This is a genomic window from Coleofasciculus sp. (assembly GCF_046539235.1).
Taxonomy (GTDB): Bacteria; Cyanobacteriota; Cyanobacteriia; order Cyanobacteriales; family Coleofasciculaceae; genus Coleofasciculus.
Genome location: NZ_JBKHHI010000089.1, coordinates 1 through 18,521, shown reverse-complemented (window position 1 = coordinate 18,521; position 18,521 = coordinate 1). Strand labels below are relative to the sequence as shown.

Here is an 18,521-nt window from a genome sequence, read left to right as displayed (position 1 = left end):
CCGATTACTTAACTGTGATCAGTGGATCGATGCTCTAGAGGATGAGTAGAGGCAATGTTAAGGTTGGTAAAGTGGGAGTTAAGGTATAGCGCATCTGCTATATCTAATTAAGTTGGCTTACCGATTTATTCAATCAATTGGCTATGAAAATCTTGTTGGTGGAAGACGATATCGCGCTTGCAGAAGCCCTCACAGAAGCGCTTGTCGATAAAAATTATGATGTTGATGTTGTCAATGATGGGGAAGTCGGCTGGCGACAAATTACAAGCCTCTATTATGACTTAATTTTGCTAGATGTCATGCTCCCTAAGTTAGATGGTATCAGTTTGTGTCGGCGTCTGCGTTCTAGCGGCTATCACGGCTCGATCATAATGCTCACAGCCCTTGACACCAGCACGGATAAGGTGAACAGTTTAGATGCAGGCGCTGATGACTATGTGGTCAAACCAGTGGATTTGCCAGAACTATTAGCTCGCATTCGAGCGCTGTTGCGACGGGGAGGATGTTCAGTACCGCCAGTGCTAGAGTGGGAGCGATTACAGCTTGATCCAAGTCGTCATCAAGTAACCTATAATCAACAGCCTGTACATTTAACCCCGAAGGAGTATTCCTGCCTAGAGTTGTTTTTGCGAAATAGTCAGCGTATCATCAACCGTGAGTTCATCATTGAGCATTTGTGGACATCAGAGGCAACCCCTTTTGAAGATACCGTTAAAGCCCACATTAAGAGCTTACGTCACAAACTCAAAGCGGTGGGAGCTCCCGATGATTTGATTGAGACGGTTCATAGCGTTGGTTATCGGTTGAAACCATTTTCTTAATCTTTTCTTTAAGAAAGCACTAAGTTACCTTGAGTGTCATTCCCCAATTTTTTTACGTTTAACCTGTAGAGTCAGTAGTGGTCATCGAGTCATGACCCACAGGAGTATTCCCCTTTTTAACTCGATGTCCTTTAAATTCAGTGTTTCCGTAGACGATAGATCCATTCTGATCTCAGCAGGTAATCCATCAAGTTGAGGAAATGAACAATGTCTAAATCACTGTCTAAAGCGGTTGTAGACTTGGGACTGCAATTAGTGAATGAAGAAATTGACAATGCCCTGGCAGTTTATGATGATCAACCCTATAACGAACTGTTTGCCCAGCCCGATGTACGTCAACGACTGGTTGACTACGTGATGGCGGCTATTCCGGAAACCTATACTCAGGTAAACACAACGGCGAACGGTTCTGTGCCAACGAAAATCCCTTACCATTCTTTAGAACTGCGTTTGCGGGTGGAAATTTATGCTCATTGGGGAATAGAGTATATTCTACATACTCAATCAGATTGGCATCCTCCCGCGTCCCTGCCCAACACTCAATTCTATACCTTGCCTTGGAACTATACCCATCTTTTTGCCCCAGCCTTTTCATAAGATAAGCTGTTGGGCATTTTGGACAAAGGAAATAGGTGATTAAATGGGTCTTAGCTGATTCAGTCTCTGATTCATATTCAGTGAGTACAATAAGGCAGGAGGCAGAAAGCAGAAGGTTCTAGTGTTTTTGGTATCTGCTTTTTTGTCTAGTGTTAATTGGTGGGTATTTGATATCAAGTCCTGTTAATTGCCCATAATATCAATGCTGTACCAGTAAGAGTTTTAGGCGTTTTTATTATGGGGAATTTGCCGGACATCATAATTCAACCGCGCTGCGCTAGTCTTCTTTAGTCAAACTTGGGGATAAAGTGTTTTGTTAATCCTTTATCCTTCTTCTGAGTAAGAATTGTGACCAACTGATAACGTTACTGAGGTTATTGATGATGACTCAACTATTATACTCTCGGCTCAATGGCAGTAGTAATCTCATGCTTTGTTACTATATCAATGGAACGGGCAAAATCTTAATTGCTCGGATTACTAATATTTCAAATTGGGGATTTGAACGAATTATCTTCCCCCAGGAACGTTTATTCTTTGAAGCCCCTCCCCAAGCTCAACTCGAACTTTATGGCAATGGAGAAACCGCAATGGGTGTAATCGATAGTATTCCCTGTCGTTACCTAAAAGTCCGGGAAGAGATGAGTCAAGTTCAGGAAACCCTATGGCATAAAATTGCTTAACTGCCAGAACATGCCCACTCTATAACTAGATCTTACCTAAACTATCCTAAATCTAGAGCATCTTAACTTATTTAGCCGAAAATGTTTCCACTAAAAACGTCTCCGTAAATCGCACTAGGTTCAATTTGGCGAATGGGATTAGGGGAATCATAAACAATTAACAGCCCATCCGATTCTCCTAAGCAGGGAAACAAGGCTAAACCTTCGGCGCGATCGCATCCTGGAATAAAGGGTAAGTCAAATAGGGGTTCTAACTCTCCTTTGGCTTGCCCGGTGATGCTATCGGCTGAATGGTCTAAAATAGACGTGAGGCGGAATACACTGATCGCACCTTCTAAGTCCATTGTTGGTCCAGCTAGAATCAGCAAATCGTCTCCTCGCCAACAGAGTTCCCGCACGCCTAAACCATTGAGATCGATAAAGTGCTTGAGATAGCGTTTCCCGTGGTCGCCAATGTCCTGTAGGGTTAAGATACCGGGTGCAGATTCAGCCACTTTGATTTCGATAATAACTGCCCAACCCCGGAGCACCGGACCCCGACAGCCCAAAAACACGCGATCGCCTCGCACCGCCAATCCTTCGATATCTAAGCCATTATCCTTACTGGGTAAGGGATGGGTAACAAAGGGACCTAAGTGACTATCATTGATTAAGGCATCCATGAGAATATTACTCGCCTCTGTTTTTTGCAGACAGGCGGCGGTCAATTTTTCCTCTGGATTATCCGGGAGAGAAGATACCTTTAATAATTCGCCATTCACGATGGGAATACGAGTAAGTAAATATCGATTCACATCGGTTTTAATCGTGGCAAGGCGTTGGATGTCTTTTTCTACGTTTTTCCCCTTAGGTTTGCCGCGTTTGGTGCTGTGAGATCCGGTTACCCAAAGATAATTATCGGCATAATCAATTCCTTCAATATCAATTTCATCATCTTGATTAAACAGTTCAATGAAATCGGCTAAACAATAGGATTGGTGATTACCAAAAACGCAAGGTTCGATCAGCGAGAGGCGTTCCACATTTATCCCTTCATCAGAACCCAGCCACAAACTACCATCCGGTGTAAATGTAGCGGCTGATAGTTCGTTAATCAGGTCTTCGTCTGACGAATTAAACTGTAAAAGGATGCGGCTGAGTAAAAATGGATTAGACATAAGCTGTCACGCATTTAAATTGGGAATGGGTAGCGAGCAAGATGCTCAATGTAGCGAGCAAGATGCTCGCACTACAAGGATGAGAGCAATTCTTGACATTATGGTTTAAATGCCGAACCGCTTACTTGGAGATTAGGACATCAAGGAATGTAGAGACATTACCAAGAACGCCTCTACAGGCTTTATTTTACTACATCGCCGCTCCAATCCTAAAATTTTATGGGGCGTTGGTGGTTTGATACGGATAAGCAGGGATAATAGTCATACAGGTACTCAAGTTGAGTCTAAATCTATGACAACGGCAATCCATCTCAATTTTTAAGCTGAAATTCCCTATCTCTCTGAACACAATGTCTGAAAATCCTGGGGATTGGCATCATTAATCGTTGGTGATTCGGGATTATGTTGTAAATAATCCTCCAACCAATAACAACTGCGTTCGACTAAATCCGCTAAATCTAAATTCCACAAAATAACCGTCGTGTCTTGAGACGCTGATGCTAAAATCTCACCATCAGGACTGAAACTGACGCCAAACACAGCATCCTGATGACCGACAAAGGAGTTAATTAAATGACCTGTTTGCCGACTCCAAAGATTAACAGTTTTGTCATCACTTCCTGAGGCAATAAAGTTGCCATCGGGACTAAAAGTTACCCAATTCACTGATCCATTATGTCCCTTCAATGGACGCACTAATTTTCCCTCTCGATTCCAAAGGTTCACCGTTCTATCATTGCTGGCTGAGGCAATAAAGTTGCCATCGGGACTAAACGTTACCCAATTCACAGCATTCCGATGTCCTCTCAATGTTTTGATCAACCTGCCGTTACGACTCCAAAGTTTCACCGTTTTATCGTCAGAGGCTGATGCAATTAAAGACCCATCAGGACTAAAACTAACCCCCCATACTATCCCCTGATGACCGATTAAGGTTTTATTCAATCTGCCATCAATTTGCCACAGTTTTACCGTTTGATCCGCGCTACTTGATACAAGTTGCTGACCATCAGGACTAAAATTGACACTGGTTACCCCATCCTTATGTCCTGACAAGGTTTTCTGCAATGTTCCATCTTGATTCCAGAGTTTAATGGTGGTATCATCACTGCCTGTGGCTAAAGTCTTACCGTTGTCTGAAAAACTGACACTATTGACCGACTTTCGATGTGCCGCAATGGTTTTTAACAATTTACCCTGACGAGTCCAAAGTTTCACCGTATTATCCCAGCTAGCGGTAGCAATTCTCTGACCATGGGCGGAAAAACTGACACTACTGATGGGTTGGCTATGTCCGGGAATAGGTTGCAACATTCGCCCCTCCACTTGCCAGAGTTTGATGGTGTTATCAGCACTAGCAGATGCCAAGATTTTGCCATCGGGACTGAATCCTAATCCCAAAACTGCTTTACCATGTCCCTGTAATGTGTCAATTAATCTGCCATCGGGACGCCAGAGTTTAATTGTGTTATCGTCACTTCCAGAGGCAATCATCTGACCATCTGGACTGTAAGTAACGGCAATTACAGCATCTTGATGTCCAGATATGGTGTTGATTAATGTGCCATTAGTTCGCCACAGTTTGACGGTTTTATCTGCACTGGCAGAGACGAGATATTGTCCATTGGGACTAAAACTGATGTCGAGTACTGGTTGATTGTGGGCAGTTAAGGTTTTAAGTAATGTACCATCAGATTGCCAAAGTTTAATCGTTTGATCACGACTGGCTGAAGCAATCAACTGACCATTGGGAGAAAAACTTACATCTAACACCCAATGATTATGACCTGATAGGGTTTTCAACAGCTTTCCGTCGTCAATACGCCAGAGTTTAACCGTATTATCCTCACTCGCCGAGACAATCCGTTGACCATCGGGACTAAAGCTGATACTGTGGACGCGATCGCGATGTCCAGTTAAGGTTTTTAATAATCTACCCTCGCGACTCCAGAGTTTAATGGTATTATCCTCACTGGCAGACGCTAATATCTCACCCTGAGGACTGAAGCGCACCGCATACACCCCTTCTTCATGTCTCCCTACTTCGTTCAACAATTCCCCCTGCTGACTCCACAGTTTAATCGTTTTATCTTTAGACGCCGAAGCAATTAACTCACCATTGGGACTAAAACTAACGCTACTCACCCAATCATTATGTCCCGTTAAACGGTTGCGTTCTTTCACCCCATACACCACCTGTTGCAATGTGGAAATCACCCGCATTCGGGTTTCCTGTGTCACCCCCAAGGCTTGTTTTAATTCTTTAGCGGCGGATAAACTTTTCAGCAAGGCGTCAAATTTACGGTTGGAAGCAACCAAGGCTTCGGCTGAAGCATTCAGGGCAATTAATCGGGCATTAGTTTCACTGAATACTGCCCGAAATACCAGTCCGACGGCAATCACCGCCAGGGTAGCTAACGTCACACCCGCAATCCGGGCTTCTTGCAAACGGCGTCGTAGAACTTGATTCAATTTCCCCTCGGCTTGCTGTTGTTTTTTCACCGCAGCCGCATGTTTTTTTGTCGCCGCTGATAATTTAGATCGCAGACTTTTTTCCTGAATCAGTTGTTGGATCTTATTTTGACTCTCTTTATCTTTTTGCCGCAGTTCTTCGAGTTCTTTTCGCAGACTATTTTGTTCATTCTGGCGAATAAATTCAACTAGGTAATCGTGAACCAGTTGATAACGATGGGTGGGAATTTCGGGTAACAGGAAGACTAAGCCTGATTTCTCTAATATTTCTAAGATTAAATCCAGAGGCTGGGCGTCAATGTCCGACTCAATCACTAATTCTGCACGAGTTTTTAAGGGACGATTATTATTCTCATCGGTGAGAAGTTGCAACACCAGCCAAGCCGCCTGTTCATTTTCTGCACCGCAGTCTTTTAGGGCTTTTTCTAGGAAACGTTCCGCCAGCTTTTCCACGGGACCTCGTTGTCGGTATTGCCCCAGCGTGGTGATATTTTCAGCTTGTAGCTGCGCCCCCACCACTTGCAATTCAATCGGACGAACTTCTCCTAGTTCTCGACCTAAATCTTGAACTAAGGCATCAATTAATGCGGGTTCTAGGTAAAAATGGGCGCGTTCGGTGAGGCTTTGGATCACCGCCCGGGCATCGGGACGGGAAAAGTTACCTAACGGGTAGCGATTTTTGCGATCTAATATGTTATTGTCAATTGCCTCTAGATTCAGTTTCTCGAAGTCTAATAAATAATGTAAGAAGTCTTCGCGAATGGAAATAATAACTTTGACAAAGGAGAGATCTAAACAAGTCTGGAAAAACTGATAAAATAAGCGCGTTTGCTGGGCAGAGGCATGTCCCAGGAAAAACTCCTCAAATTGGTCAAAGATTAACACGGTTAAGATATTGCGATCCGCGTTATCTCGTAACAGTGCCAGCATTTGATTGAGAATGGCTTGATCAGAACTGTCGTCACCTAGGGATTCTGAGGGGGTATACGGCTCAGATTTAGGCGAGGTTAACCCAAACAGGGCGGTTCTGACGCCTTTATTCAGTTCCTTAATCCAATCGGTATACACTTGCAGTACCACAGGTAACACTAAGCGATCGCCTAATGCTCTATGCTTGAGGGCAGGGACTAAGCCAGCGGAAACGATGGAACTCTTGCCGACACCAGAAGGTCCATGAATCACTGTTAATTGGCAATCCGCACGGCTTAACCGTTCAATTAAACGCTGCACATCCTGTTGACGCCCGGATGTAGCTATTTCTTGTGCCACAATTTCTTGCTGTTCGACCGGGGTTAAGGTAGGATTAGATACGGCTCGTCGAGGCTGGAGACGAGCCGCACCAATAAAGGCACGAAATCCATAGAGTTGTTCGACTGCCCCTTGTTCTTGCTTAATCTCAAAGGCTTCTAAGTAACGGTGTTGCTCAAAGTACAGCCGCCGTAAGCTTTCCAGGAGATATAAGTAACGTTGGGGTTCGTAGCGATAATCACTTTTGGCAATCGCATCCGTTAAGTCTTGACTCGCCCGGTTCAGGTGCTGGGTGGCTTCCGCTGATTGACGCAACTGATAATAGGATTTGACAACGATGAGTTGATAGAGTTGAGTCAGTAGATAGGGATGTAAGCCTTGGTAGTCTTGAAGTTGATCTCGGACAGATTCTAACCGGGAGAGGGCTTGCCGCGCCCAGTGATTGGCATCATTCCACCGCCGTTTCACGAGGGCGACTTCGGCTAAAAAGCCGTAATCTTGCGCCAGTTGGACGGGGGAACCATAGTGTTGATGGACTCGTAAGCACCGTTGGGCGACGTGTTGCAGGGAGTCCCAGCCTTCCAAATGTTGCAACACTTCCGCCTGTTGGGTAATAAACTGCGCTACCAAATCCGGACGTTCCGCCCGTTCAAACGCCTCAACCGCTTGCTGGAGATAGGGCCAAGCTTCTTCCCAGTTGCGGTGTCGTTGCGCCCGATGCAAGTCTGCATTCCGGCAATAACATAAGCCTAAATGAAATAGGAGAACGCCTTGACGTTCTAAGTTATTGGTAACGCGCCAATACCAAAGGCTTTTTTGATAACGGATAACGGCGGCATCGATATAATCATTGGCATAATCATATTGCCCTAAAACAAATTGCAGACTCGCTTCTAGTTCCGGGGTAATCGTTTCTTGGCGCTGTTCTAAGTCATGGAGGGCGCAGTCAAGTTCGGCGCGGGAACGACATCCTGTGGCTAAATTGAGATTGGCATGGTGGGTACAGATACGCCACGGCGCATATCGTCCCGGAGTTCCTTTTAGTACAGTTTTAAATAGAGAGTCTGCTTTTTGTTGCAGCAAATCGAGGAGTTCATCGGTAGCAATTTCAAACTTAATTGGAGTCGCCGCCCAACTGCTAAAATCAGGGGCAGAACGGACGAGTTTGTGCAATACTTCGTCATTCACCCATAAGACTAGGGGGAAGGGTAAGCGTTTGCGAAATTCATCCCGCACTTGGTTGGTGGAGGTGAGTAAATCCTCCAACGCTTCCACGGATTCAAGTCCCAGGATAATTAAAGCGGGAGGGGGATCAATACAGCTCGAATCAGCTCTAATTTTAATTTCTTCTCTCCCTACTTCCCCTACTTCCCCTGCTTTCCCTGCTCCCCCAGCTTCTCTATCTCTTGCAGTATTGGAAGGGGGATTGAGTTGAGGAAGGTAGGGATGGGTTTCAACCTTATTGCCAGACGCGCCATGGCGCGTCTCTACAGGCTGATTCCTGTCCACATAATTCTGAATCGTGGTGTAAAGGGTGGTGACGGATTCGGGGAGAACTAATTCCTGAATTTGATATCGACCTTGAGCGCGTTCGTGCAGTTGGTGTAATATACGCTTTTGCAAACGCTTGTAATTACAGCGCACTAAGACAAGGGAGAACTCACCTTGAGAAAAGGCGATCGCGCGATCAAGGGCGTTCAATGAACTCTGGTTATAGTTGGTAACGTCTTCGGGTTGTTTAGTTTCAATCATTGGGAAACGTTGTTCCTGGTTCGTCCCGCGTGGGATTGATGGCAACTGGACGACAGGGTAAAACAGCAGTGAACTTGACTTTCTTCTTTTAGTGTGATACATCACGACCGGAAAGAACAACGTTTGCTTCGGTGGGTTATCCGAATAGGGGATATCTTGGCGTTAGATGTATTGAGGGTAGAGGTGCGATCAAGGTTCCTTTGGCGACTATAACCCAACCCATTTAAAATATAGGCAAATATGCGATGGGCGACCTGAGTAAATTGAATGGGCGGGTATTATTAATTAATGCAAGCGAGTCGCCCCTACCGATTATTAATTTGACCAAACAGTTAACAGGTAAAACGAAAATGACGGCTTATACGATAGATTTTAACCCAGTTATTCAGTTTAACGATGACCAATTTTATCAATTATGTCGGGCTAATCCTGATCTGAAATTTGAACGCAATTCCCAAGGAGAATTAATTATTATGCCCCCCACTGGCGGAGAAACCGGGAATCAAAACTTTGAACTTGTCATTGATTTCGGGATATGGAATCGCCAAACTCGATTAGGGGTTGGCTTTGACTCCTCCACCTGCTTTAAACTTCCTAATGGTGCTAATCGTTCTCCTGATTTGGCTTGGGTTAGACAGGAACGGTGGGATGCTTTGTCTCCAGAACAACGAACAAAGTTCCCACCAATTTGCCCCGATTTTGTGGTGGAACTGATGTCTCCTTCAGATACTTTAAAATCGACGCAGGATAAAATGAAGGAATATAGGGAAAATGGCGTCCGTTTGGGCTGGTTAATTGCGCCGGAACAGAGGCGAGTAGAAATTTATCGTCCCCAGCAAGCTGTTGAAATTTTAGAGGCTCCAGATACTCTTTCTGGAGAAGAGGTGTTACCAGGATTTACCCTGGATTTACGTTCTCTTTGGTGAAAATTATTAGTTTGTAGTAAGGGCTTTAGCCCTCAATAAGCCTAGGCGAAGAGAATTCACGGAACTCGATCCACTTACCTAGAGCCTACACCAACTGGATTATAAACATTAATGGTTGGGAGCAGGGCGGGTTTATTGAATTAAGGGGTTTGTCGCCACAGATAACGGTAAAACCCGCCCCTACAAGTCATTTTGTTTTTTCTGCGTCTCAGTTTGATTGTCAGATCAAACGAGCCTTCTGCGCTTAAACGGCTTGAGTTTCTAATGAACAAACCCGCTCATTCAGGCGTGATACGATCCTTAACTCGTGGGGATAGCGGGGACGTGGATCATCCACTAACCAGATCGGGGGAACCATCATGGGTTCATAAAAGTCAATACAATGTGTGGTTCCTGGTTGGTGCTTCAATTCCACCAGAGAACCGGGTAGATATTCAAAGGCTTCATCCCAATCGATCGCTGTCTCGACATCCATAAGACTATATCAATGTGATTACCGCAACCTACCCACCGATCCACTGCACTGATCTGAGTCAAAACTCTCAGGTAGATGCTATTTCTGTATCTAATGATACTTTTTTGCGGTAATGCTCGTCTATTTCTGGAGGAATAAATTTACAAATCCTGACATTCTCAGGTTTTGATGACAAGACAGCAGAACTGACGTAAGGCAGAAATAACGCTAACAACTAACATCTCCCCCATCTTCCAGACGTAGCCTGTTACGTCTCTACATTGCTTCCCCAGCTTCCCCATCTTCCCCATCTTCCCTTGACTGCACTTAGTCATCTACCCCTATGGGGGGAATTGGCGTATTCTAGTATCCGTCTATAGTAAAAAACTAAGCCTTCCCTGACTGAAATTAGCACGAGCGATCGCACTCACCCAGCAACCTAACCGCCTCCTCTTTCCCGGCGTGAATTAAGGACTATGACCAATGTACCCCCTCCCAGTAACGAACCGGAATCCAATTCCAATGAACAACCGGAATCTCCACCTCCCAGGCGATCGCGACGTCGGCGTTGGTTAATTGGGATCAGTATCATCCTGCTGGTGGGAATTACTGGGGGGATGACTTTTGCGTGGTATTTTATTCAACAGATGTTGGCACCCTTGGTGGCGAGAAACCTCACCCAACTCCTGCAACGCCCCGTGGAAATTGGAGAGGTTGAACGCTTTTCTCTGACTGGGTTGCGCTTTGATAGCGCCGCCTTACCCCCTACAGATACTGAACCCGATCGCGCCTCGATTGAAGCGGTGGAGGTTCAGTATGATTTACTTCCCCTTATATTCGACCGTCGGTTAGAATTAAAGGTTACCCTAATTGAACCTGATGTCTATATCGAACAAGCCGTCGATGGCTCATGGATGCCCTTGGAACTTAAAGAAGGAGAACCAGGTCCAATTGAGGTAGATTTGCAACAGTTAGGGGTGCGGAATGCTGATGTACAGCTTGTGCCTCGATCCACGGAAGGCAACCTGCAATCCCCCGTCGCGATCGCAATTCCCCAGGGGAGTAGTCAATTCTTACAAAACAATGACATCATTCGCTTCGATGTCCAAGGTAAAATCGCTAGTGGCGGAACCTTTAACCTACAGGGCGAACACCTCTTCCCCACTAGCGCCACCCACATACAAGTTGATGGGCAAAATGTCAATGCTAGCACCCTGGATCGCCTAATTCCCCTACCCCTAGACGTGAATGCGGGTAACGTTGGAGGGGACTTAGAAATCACGATTAAACCAGATCAACCCTTCCAGTTTCTGGGAAACGCCACCCTGAACAACGTAACCGCCCAAGTTCCCCAACTCCCCCAACCCTTTGCCAATACCAATGGGCGATTACGCTTCAAAGAAACAACCATTCGCTTAGAAGATGTAACCACCCAATTCGGGCAAATTCCCGCCACGGCTAATGGTAGCGTTGATCTAGAGACAGGATTTAATCTCACCGCCCAAACCCAAGCGGTACAAATCAAGCCTGTTTTGCAAACCTTTAATCTAGAAGACACACCCGTTCCCCTGTCCGGAGAAGTCAAAGCCGCCCTGCTAGTAACGGGATCTTTGACCCAACCTGTGGTTAAGGGAGAAGCCGTCACCACGAAACCGACTCAGATTGATCGCGTCACCTTCAGCACGATCAGTACCGATTTTACCCTCACCACACCCGCCCAACCGCAAGATCCCGCCCGCCTTGCCGTTCGCAACCTGCAAGCCCAACCCAGAATCGGCGGCAAAATTACTGGAGAAGGTGTCATTGAACTGGGGGAAAAGGGAGGATTACAATTTACCCTGCAAGCCAATAACGTGCCAACTACGGCACTGGCAAAAACCTACAACACCACCCTACCGATTCCCGTCGGTGATCTCTCCGGAACCGCCAAAATTTTCGGTCCGTTGGATAATCCCCAAAACATCCGCGCCACGGGAAAGGCGACGGTGCAAGCGGCTGGAGGTACAGTCACGGCGACGAATTGGCAAGTTCTGGATAATCGTCTCACCGCCTTAGTCCAAGCCCAAGGGGTGGAACTATCCCAACTCGCGGATGTACCATCGCAATTTCAGGGGACGGTAGCGGGTCAGTTTACCCTATCAACCCCTTTGGATCAGTTTGCCCTATCCCAGATTCGCGCCCAGGGTAGGGGACGTCTAAATCTAGCGGGGGGAATCATTGGCGTAGAGAATATTCAACTCTCTCAAGGGCGCTGGCGGGCTAAGGTTGATGCCAATAGGGTGCAGTTGGGAGAGTTAGCCCCGCAAATTCCGGACGCCCTGCAAGAACCGATTAACGCCACGTTTGCCCTTTCTGGTTCTCTGGCAGATCCTTCTGTTTCCGGGATTAGTGGGATTGGTCAAGTGGCGCTGACAGCGGCTGGGGGACAGATTAATGTAAACAAAGTGACCATAGAAAATGGGCGTTGGCAAGCCAGAATAGACGCGAATCGGATTCAGTTGGCAGAATTTGTACCTCAATTACCGCCTCAATTGGAGTCGCCTTTTAGTGGTACGTTTTTGGCGTCTGGGTCTTTGGATGAGTTTTCACCATCAGCGATTAATGTCTCCGGTGAGGGACAACTGAATGTGGGTGGGGGAACCGTTCAATTGTCGAATTTGGATGTAAATGCCGGTCGTTGGCAAGCTACAGTAGCGGCGAATCGTGTGGGATTGGTGGGGGTTGTGCCTCAGCTACCGTCGCAATTGTCGGGTAATTTAACCGGAATCATGAATCTGTCCGGGAATCTGGATCAGTTGGCGCTGGAAACGATTCGGGGAGATGGGAATGCTTTAATTAACCTGGCAGGGGGTGTTGTCCGGGCAAGGGATATTAATCTCGCCGCCGGACGCTGGCAGGCAGATGTACATGCGGCGGGGCTGGAGTTGGCGAGGTTAGCGCCGGAATTACCACCGCAGTTTGCTGGGGTGTTGGCGGGAAATTTTGACCTGTCGGGGTCTCTTGAGAAGGTGGCACTGGATCAAATTCAAGCCCAAGGTCAGGGCAGATTAGCCGTGGCTGGGGGTACGGTGAGGGCGACGGGGGTGCAGTTAAATAATGGGACGCTACAAGCCCAGTTAAACCCGGAAGGGATTGAATTGGCAAGGTTTGGGGAACAGTTATCGGGAACCGTTAGCGGCAATGTGGATGTCTCCACCAGTTTAGAGACATTAACCCCGGAAGCGATCGCGCGATCGCTAAGGGCGGCGGGTCAACTGCGATTTAGTCAAGGATTTGCCCTGATTGACCGTCCTGTATATACCACATTTCGCTGGACAGGTCAAGGGATAGACCTACAACAGTTAACCGCCGAGGGACTGTCTGCTAGTGGGTTTATTGGGGTGAATCCCGCCCAGTTGGATCAGGGAATTGGGGCGGTGGGGAATTTTAATTTAGATGTGGCGGCAAATAACTTAGAGTTAGCCGAACTATCGGCGTATTTACCCCCAGCCGCAGCGGATGTGGATGTGGCGGGATTGGCGGATTTTACGGGTACAATTGCGGGGACAGTGACAAATCCCCGTGTTCAGGGGAATTTAGAACTGGAGGACTTTGCCGTCAGTGGGTTGACGTTTGCAGAGGAACTCGCAGGTCCAGTGAGGGTGATACCGGGAGAGGGTGTGGAACTCGATCTACAAGGTGAGACCGATCAGATTGAATTAGCCCTGGGATCGGATTATCTTCCGGTTTCCTTTGACATTCGTCGCGGGGATGCGATCGCCACCGGGACGCGCCAGGGTAATGTGCTACGGGTGAATACAGAAAAAATTCCCATCGCCTTGATTAAAGATATCGCCCCGGTTCCTGTCGCCCTACAGACTCAACCCTTGGTGGGTGATATTTCCGGGGAACTGGCAATTAATTTGAATACCTTTGACGTGGCGTTAGACCAAGTGGAATTAACCGGTCCAATTTTTGGCAGTCGTTTGCCAGGGGAAGCGACACCAGGGGAAAATCTGTATAGCCTATCGGGTCGAATTACCCAAACGCCCACGGGACCTCGATTTCAAGGGACGCTGGATATTGAACAGGGACAACTGGAAACCTTGGTGGCAGGCTTACAGTTAATCGACCTGACCACAACACCACCCACCACCCCCACCGCACCCTTGGATATCGCCCAAGTGGGAATGTCCCAAGCCAAACTGCAAACTCAACTGCGCCGTCTCTCGGAAATTGAAACCCTGCGGCGACAGCAGCAACAGGCGGAGGAAGAGGCGGAGATTCTGCCTGATTTAGACGAGTTAGATGGCACATTTAGTGGTACGGTACGAATTAGTGGCTCGTTGGCATCGGGAATTAATGCCAAATTTGACATCGAGGGACAAGACTGGGAATGGGGTGATTATCAGGTTAACCAGGCAACGCTTCAAGGCAGCTTCCAAGAGGGGGTACTGACTCTACTTCCGGTAACCTTGCGATCGGGAGAGAGTTTTGCCACATTTTCCGGGACTATCGGTGGCGAGACCCAATCGGGTCAGTTACGCCTAGAAAATTTCCCCATCGCCCTAATCCGAGACGTGGTGGATTTACCGCCTGCGATCGGTCCGATTAGTGGGAGTCTGGACGCCACAGCCACCCTTTCGGGGAGTTTAGCGAATCCCCAAGCCAGAGGGTCAGTCATGGTAACCGATGCGACGCTGAATCAAGAAGCGATTGAAACCTTGCAGGGGAGTTTCAGTTACAGTGATGCCCGGTTGCGGTTCTTAGCCGAAAGTATACCCACAGACGAGGGTGAACCTCAATTGGTGGTTCAGGGGAGTATCCCTTACCAATTACCCGTTCCAGACGCGATCGCCCCAGAGAGTGAGGTACTCCGCCTGAGTGTGAATGTGGAAGACGAGGGGTTGGCTTTATTAAATATCCTCACCCGCCAGCAAGTGGCATGGAGAGGGGGAACCGGAAGCGTTAATCTAGAAATTCAAGGCAGCTTTGATCAAGAAGAAGGTCGTCCGAGAGGAGTGAGGGCACAGGGAACTGCGATCGTAGAAGGGGCGACGATTGTCTCGCAAGCCCTACCTGAACCGCTGACTGATGTGACGGGCGAAATTGAGTTCAACTTTGACCGGGTTGATGTGAATAGCTTGACGGCGAACTATGGTGGCGGTCAAATTACCGCAGCCGGAACCCTACCCATCTCCCAACCCATTCCTCAGCCAAATCCACTAACTGTGAATATTGGGGAACTGGCAATTAACCTGAAAGCCCTATATCGAGGTCAGATCCAAGAAAGTCAGGTGGTGCTAACTGGGACAGCATTGAATCCCACGATTGGTGGTGAAATTAACTTAGTTGATGGTACTGTACCACTACCTGAGCAAGATGGCGGTGCGGGAATTGGTGTAGGAACTGGGGGTGACACGGAGGAGGGTATTGTTTTCGAGTTTAATGACTTAGAAATTACCCTGGTGGAAGATATTCAAATTAGAAAGGCACCGATTTTGAATTTCCTTGCCCAAGGGACTCTAACACTGAATGGAACCTTAGAAGATTTGAGACCCGATGGTGTGATTCGGTTAACCAGGGGTCAGGTGAATTTATTTACCACTCAATTCCGGTTGGCGCGGGGGCATGCAAATACGGCAGAATTTATTCCCAGTCAAGGACTTGATCCCTTTTTAGATGTACGTTTAGTCACATCGGTGGCAGAAGCGACCCAACGGCGACTTCCGACAAACGCCCAGACTGCGGAAATTGCTGATGTGCCTGATTTTGAGTTGGGCGCGGTGCAAACGGTTCGGGTTGTCGCCCAGGTGGAAGGACCAGCGTCTCAACTGGAGGATCGGTTGGAATTGACGAGTACACCGGCACGCAGCGAAGCGGAAATTGTGGCGCTGTTGGGTGGGGGGTTTGTGGATACCTTAGGGCGAGGGGATAGTACTTTGGGGTTAGCGAATTTGGCGGGTTCAGCGGTTTTGGGACCGGTGGGTAATTTTATTGCGGATGCGTTACCGTTGAGTGAGTTTCGTCTGTTTCCGACGATTATTCCCGATGATGAAGAACGGGCTTCGAGTTTGGGATTTGCGGCTGAAGCGGGGATTGATATCAGCCAAAATTTCTCGGTGTCGGTGTTGAAGGAGTTAACGACTGGGGAACCGTTCCAATACAATCTGCGTTATCGGCTGAATGATAATGTGTTATTGCGAGGGGGGACTGATTTTTCCGGGGATAGTCGGGCGATTATTGAATATCGGCGGCGATTTTAGCGCGAGGGTGTAGGGGCGGGTTTTACCGATAACGTTTAGAAGGAAACCTCTAACTGAACTAAACCCGCCCTGACTAAAGTCCAAATGACAGGTTAGAACCCAACTTGGTATCAATCAAGTTTTATCAGTATCGGGCACAATAGCGTAGGAATTAAATTTACAGATAACTATGGCAACTTATTTAATAACAGGTGCAAACCGAGGTATCGGCTTAGAGTTTTGCCGACAGCTAAACGAACGAGGAGAAACGGCGATCGCAGTTTGCCGAAAAACGTCTGAAGCCCTCGAAAGCTTGGGAATCCGGGTGGAGACAGGGATTGATATCACCTCAGATGACTCTGTTGCTGACTTAGCATCACGTTTAAAGAATACTCCTCTCGATGTATTGATTAACAATGCCGGAATTTTGCGGAAAAATACCCTCCCCCAGCTTGACTTTGATGCTATCCGGCAGCAATTTGAGGTTAATGCGTTGGGCGCGTTGCGGGTAACCCAAGCGTTACTCCCCAATTTGGGTACGGGTGCTAAGATTGCCATCATGACTAGCCGCATGGGTTCTATTGAAGATAACACCTCGGGTAATTCTTACGGCTACCGCATGTCTAAAGTCGCCGTTTCCATGGCGGGTAAGTCTCTGTCAATTGATTTAAAACCCCGTCAAATTGCCGTGGCTATTCTCCATCCGGGTATGGTGAGTACAGATATGACAGGTCATAATGGTATTCCTCCCCAGGAAGCTGTTCAGGGACTTTTAGCCCGCATTGATCAGCTCAACTTGGAAAATTCTGGTACGTTTTGGCACGCGAAGGGGGAAGTATTACCATGGTAAACTAGAGGACAGACATTAGAGCTGATTTGAGGACGTATAGCAGCTACCTTGGCAGGTTAGGACATTCTTTACTGTTCCCTGTTCCCTGTTCCCTGTTTCCTCTTGGGAGCAACTGATGTCCTAACCTATCCCCGTAGTGCTATATATATAAGGATGCGATCGCGTGACCAAAATTCCTGTCCTTTGGTGATTGCTCACCGAGGCGCAAGTGGCTATCGTCCCGAACATACCCTCGCTGCTTATGAATTAGCGATTCAGATGGGGGCGGATTATATTGAACCCGATTTGGTGATGACACAGGATGGGGTATTAGTAGCGCGTCACGAGAACGAAATTTCAGGTACTACCGATGTGGCGACTCATCCAGAATTTCGCGATCGCCAAACCACTAAAATGATTGATGGGCAAACTGTCACGGGTTGGTTTACTGAGGACTTTACTCTGGCTGAACTAAAAACCCTACGAGTCAAAGAACGATTACCTCACCTGCGTTCGACAGAATTCGATGGGTTGTTTGATATCCCTACTCTGGTGGAAATCCTTGAGCTAGTTCAACGCCAAAGTGCTGCAACTGGACGCATGATTGGCATTTATCCAGAAACCAAGCATCCCACCTACTTTAACGCGATCGGACTCTCGTTGGAAGAACCGTTGGTAAATATCCTCAACCAGTACGGATTGGGCGATCGCAACTCCCCTGTGTTCATCCAATCCTTTGAAACAGCGAACTTGAAAGCGCTGAAGCAAATCACCGATGTATCCTTGGTACAGTTAGTCAATGACATCGGTCAACCCTACGATTTTATCGCTGATCCTCAACGCTGTAACAATAGCCATCGGACCTATCGAGATCTGGTAACGCCTCAGGGGTTAAGGGAAATTGCTGATTATGCTGATGCGATCGGAGTTAACAAACGTTTAATTGTACCCACGGGGGCGGAGGGTTACTTATTACCCCCCACCTCGTTACTCGATGACGCTCATGCTCAGGGTTTGCAGGTTCATGGCTGGACATTCCGCAATGAAGAGGTTTTTCTCGCCCCCGACTATCAAGGTAATCCTGAGTTGGAGTACCAGCAATTCTATCGGCTGGGAATTGATGGACTTTTCAGCGATTTCCCAGACACAGCGCTTCAGGTAGAAAAAAATTAAGAAAAATTAATTTTTTTTAAGCCGAAGTCCTCAGTACATTGAAATCCTTTAACCCAATCATCAAAGTACAAATGAACTAAAAATAGCTAAAAAGCTTACTAGACTTTGATTGTAGCGATTTATGGTTCAAGGCTGATTGGGGAAATACTCTCTTGAGATGGCTGCACACCTGATCAGATGAGACT

General features: G+C 47.2%; 10 protein-coding genes. 7 read left to right on the top strand and 3 right to left on the bottom strand.

Annotated elements, in window-relative coordinates; all coding sequences use genetic code 11:
• The first annotated feature begins 143 nt into the window (after nucleotides 1–143).
• The 3 genes from ACLFWI_RS10540 to ACLFWI_RS10530 all read left to right on the top strand — a co-directional run bounded on the left by ACLFWI_RS10540 (nucleotide 144) and on the right by ACLFWI_RS10530 (nucleotide 2,101).
• Nucleotides 144–821 (top strand): response regulator transcription factor, encoded by a 678-nt coding sequence (locus ACLFWI_RS10540; RefSeq protein WP_446412909.1) that lies wholly within the window; start codon nucleotides 144–146, stop codon nucleotides 819–821.
• 207 nt (nucleotides 822–1,028) lie between these two features.
• Nucleotides 1,029–1,418: a hypothetical protein gene (locus ACLFWI_RS10535; RefSeq protein WP_446412908.1), complete on the top strand. Its 390-nt coding sequence runs from the start codon at nucleotides 1,029–1,031 to the stop codon at nucleotides 1,416–1,418.
• Between the two features lie 380 nt (nucleotides 1,419–1,798).
• A complete protein-coding gene (locus ACLFWI_RS10530) occupies nucleotides 1,799–2,101 on the top strand; it encodes a DUF1830 domain-containing protein (RefSeq protein WP_446412907.1) in 303 nt (100 codons plus the stop codon).
• Nucleotides 2,102–2,172: 71 nt separating this feature from the next.
• Here ACLFWI_RS10530 and ACLFWI_RS10525 read toward each other — a convergent pair whose 3' ends face one another.
• Together ACLFWI_RS10525 and ACLFWI_RS10520 are read right to left on the bottom strand one after the other, a co-directional pair.
• The gene (locus ACLFWI_RS10525) at nucleotides 2,173–3,258 is read right to left on the bottom strand and encodes a DUF3616 domain-containing protein (protein ID WP_446412906.1); all 1,086 of its coding nucleotides are present in this window, start codon (nucleotides 3,256–3,258) and stop codon (nucleotides 2,173–2,175) included.
• Nucleotides 3,259–3,591: 333 nt separating this feature from the next.
• Nucleotides 3,592–8,730, bottom strand: a complete 5,139-nt coding sequence (locus ACLFWI_RS10520) for a WD40 domain-containing protein (RefSeq protein ID WP_446412905.1) — start codon at nucleotides 8,728–8,730, stop codon at nucleotides 3,592–3,594.
• Between the two features lie 350 nt (nucleotides 8,731–9,080).
• On the opposite strand from ACLFWI_RS10520, the gene ACLFWI_RS10515 reads away from it, so the two are divergent.
• Complete coding sequence (locus tag ACLFWI_RS10515; RefSeq protein ID WP_446412910.1) at nucleotides 9,081–9,656, top strand: Uma2 family endonuclease; 576 nt, start codon at nucleotides 9,081–9,083, stop codon at nucleotides 9,654–9,656.
• A gap of 244 nt (nucleotides 9,657–9,900) precedes the next feature.
• On the opposite strand, the gene ACLFWI_RS10510 is transcribed toward ACLFWI_RS10515, so the two are convergent.
• Nucleotides 9,901–10,131, bottom strand: coding sequence for a hypothetical protein (locus ACLFWI_RS10510; protein WP_446407269.1), 231 nt, complete (start codon nucleotides 10,129–10,131; stop codon nucleotides 9,901–9,903).
• Nucleotides 10,132–10,586: 455 nt separating this feature from the next.
• On the opposite strand from ACLFWI_RS10510, the gene ACLFWI_RS10505 reads away from it, so the two are divergent.
• The 3 genes from ACLFWI_RS10505 to ACLFWI_RS10495 all read left to right on the top strand — a co-directional run bounded on the left by ACLFWI_RS10505 (nucleotide 10,587) and on the right by ACLFWI_RS10495 (nucleotide 18,336).
• Nucleotides 10,587–16,355: a translocation/assembly module TamB domain-containing protein gene (locus tag ACLFWI_RS10505; RefSeq protein WP_446412904.1), complete on the top strand. Its 5,769-nt coding sequence runs from the start codon at nucleotides 10,587–10,589 to the stop codon at nucleotides 16,353–16,355.
• A gap of 169 nt (nucleotides 16,356–16,524) precedes the next feature.
• The gene (locus ACLFWI_RS10500) at nucleotides 16,525–17,184 is read left to right on the top strand and encodes an SDR family oxidoreductase (protein ID WP_446412903.1); all 660 of its coding nucleotides are present in this window, start codon (nucleotides 16,525–16,527) and stop codon (nucleotides 17,182–17,184) included.
• Nucleotides 17,185–17,337: 153 nt separating this feature from the next.
• A complete protein-coding gene (locus ACLFWI_RS10495; protein ID WP_446412902.1) occupies nucleotides 17,338–18,336 on the top strand; it encodes a glycerophosphodiester phosphodiesterase in 999 nt (332 codons plus the stop codon).
• Nucleotides 18,337–18,521: the final 185 nt, after the last annotated feature.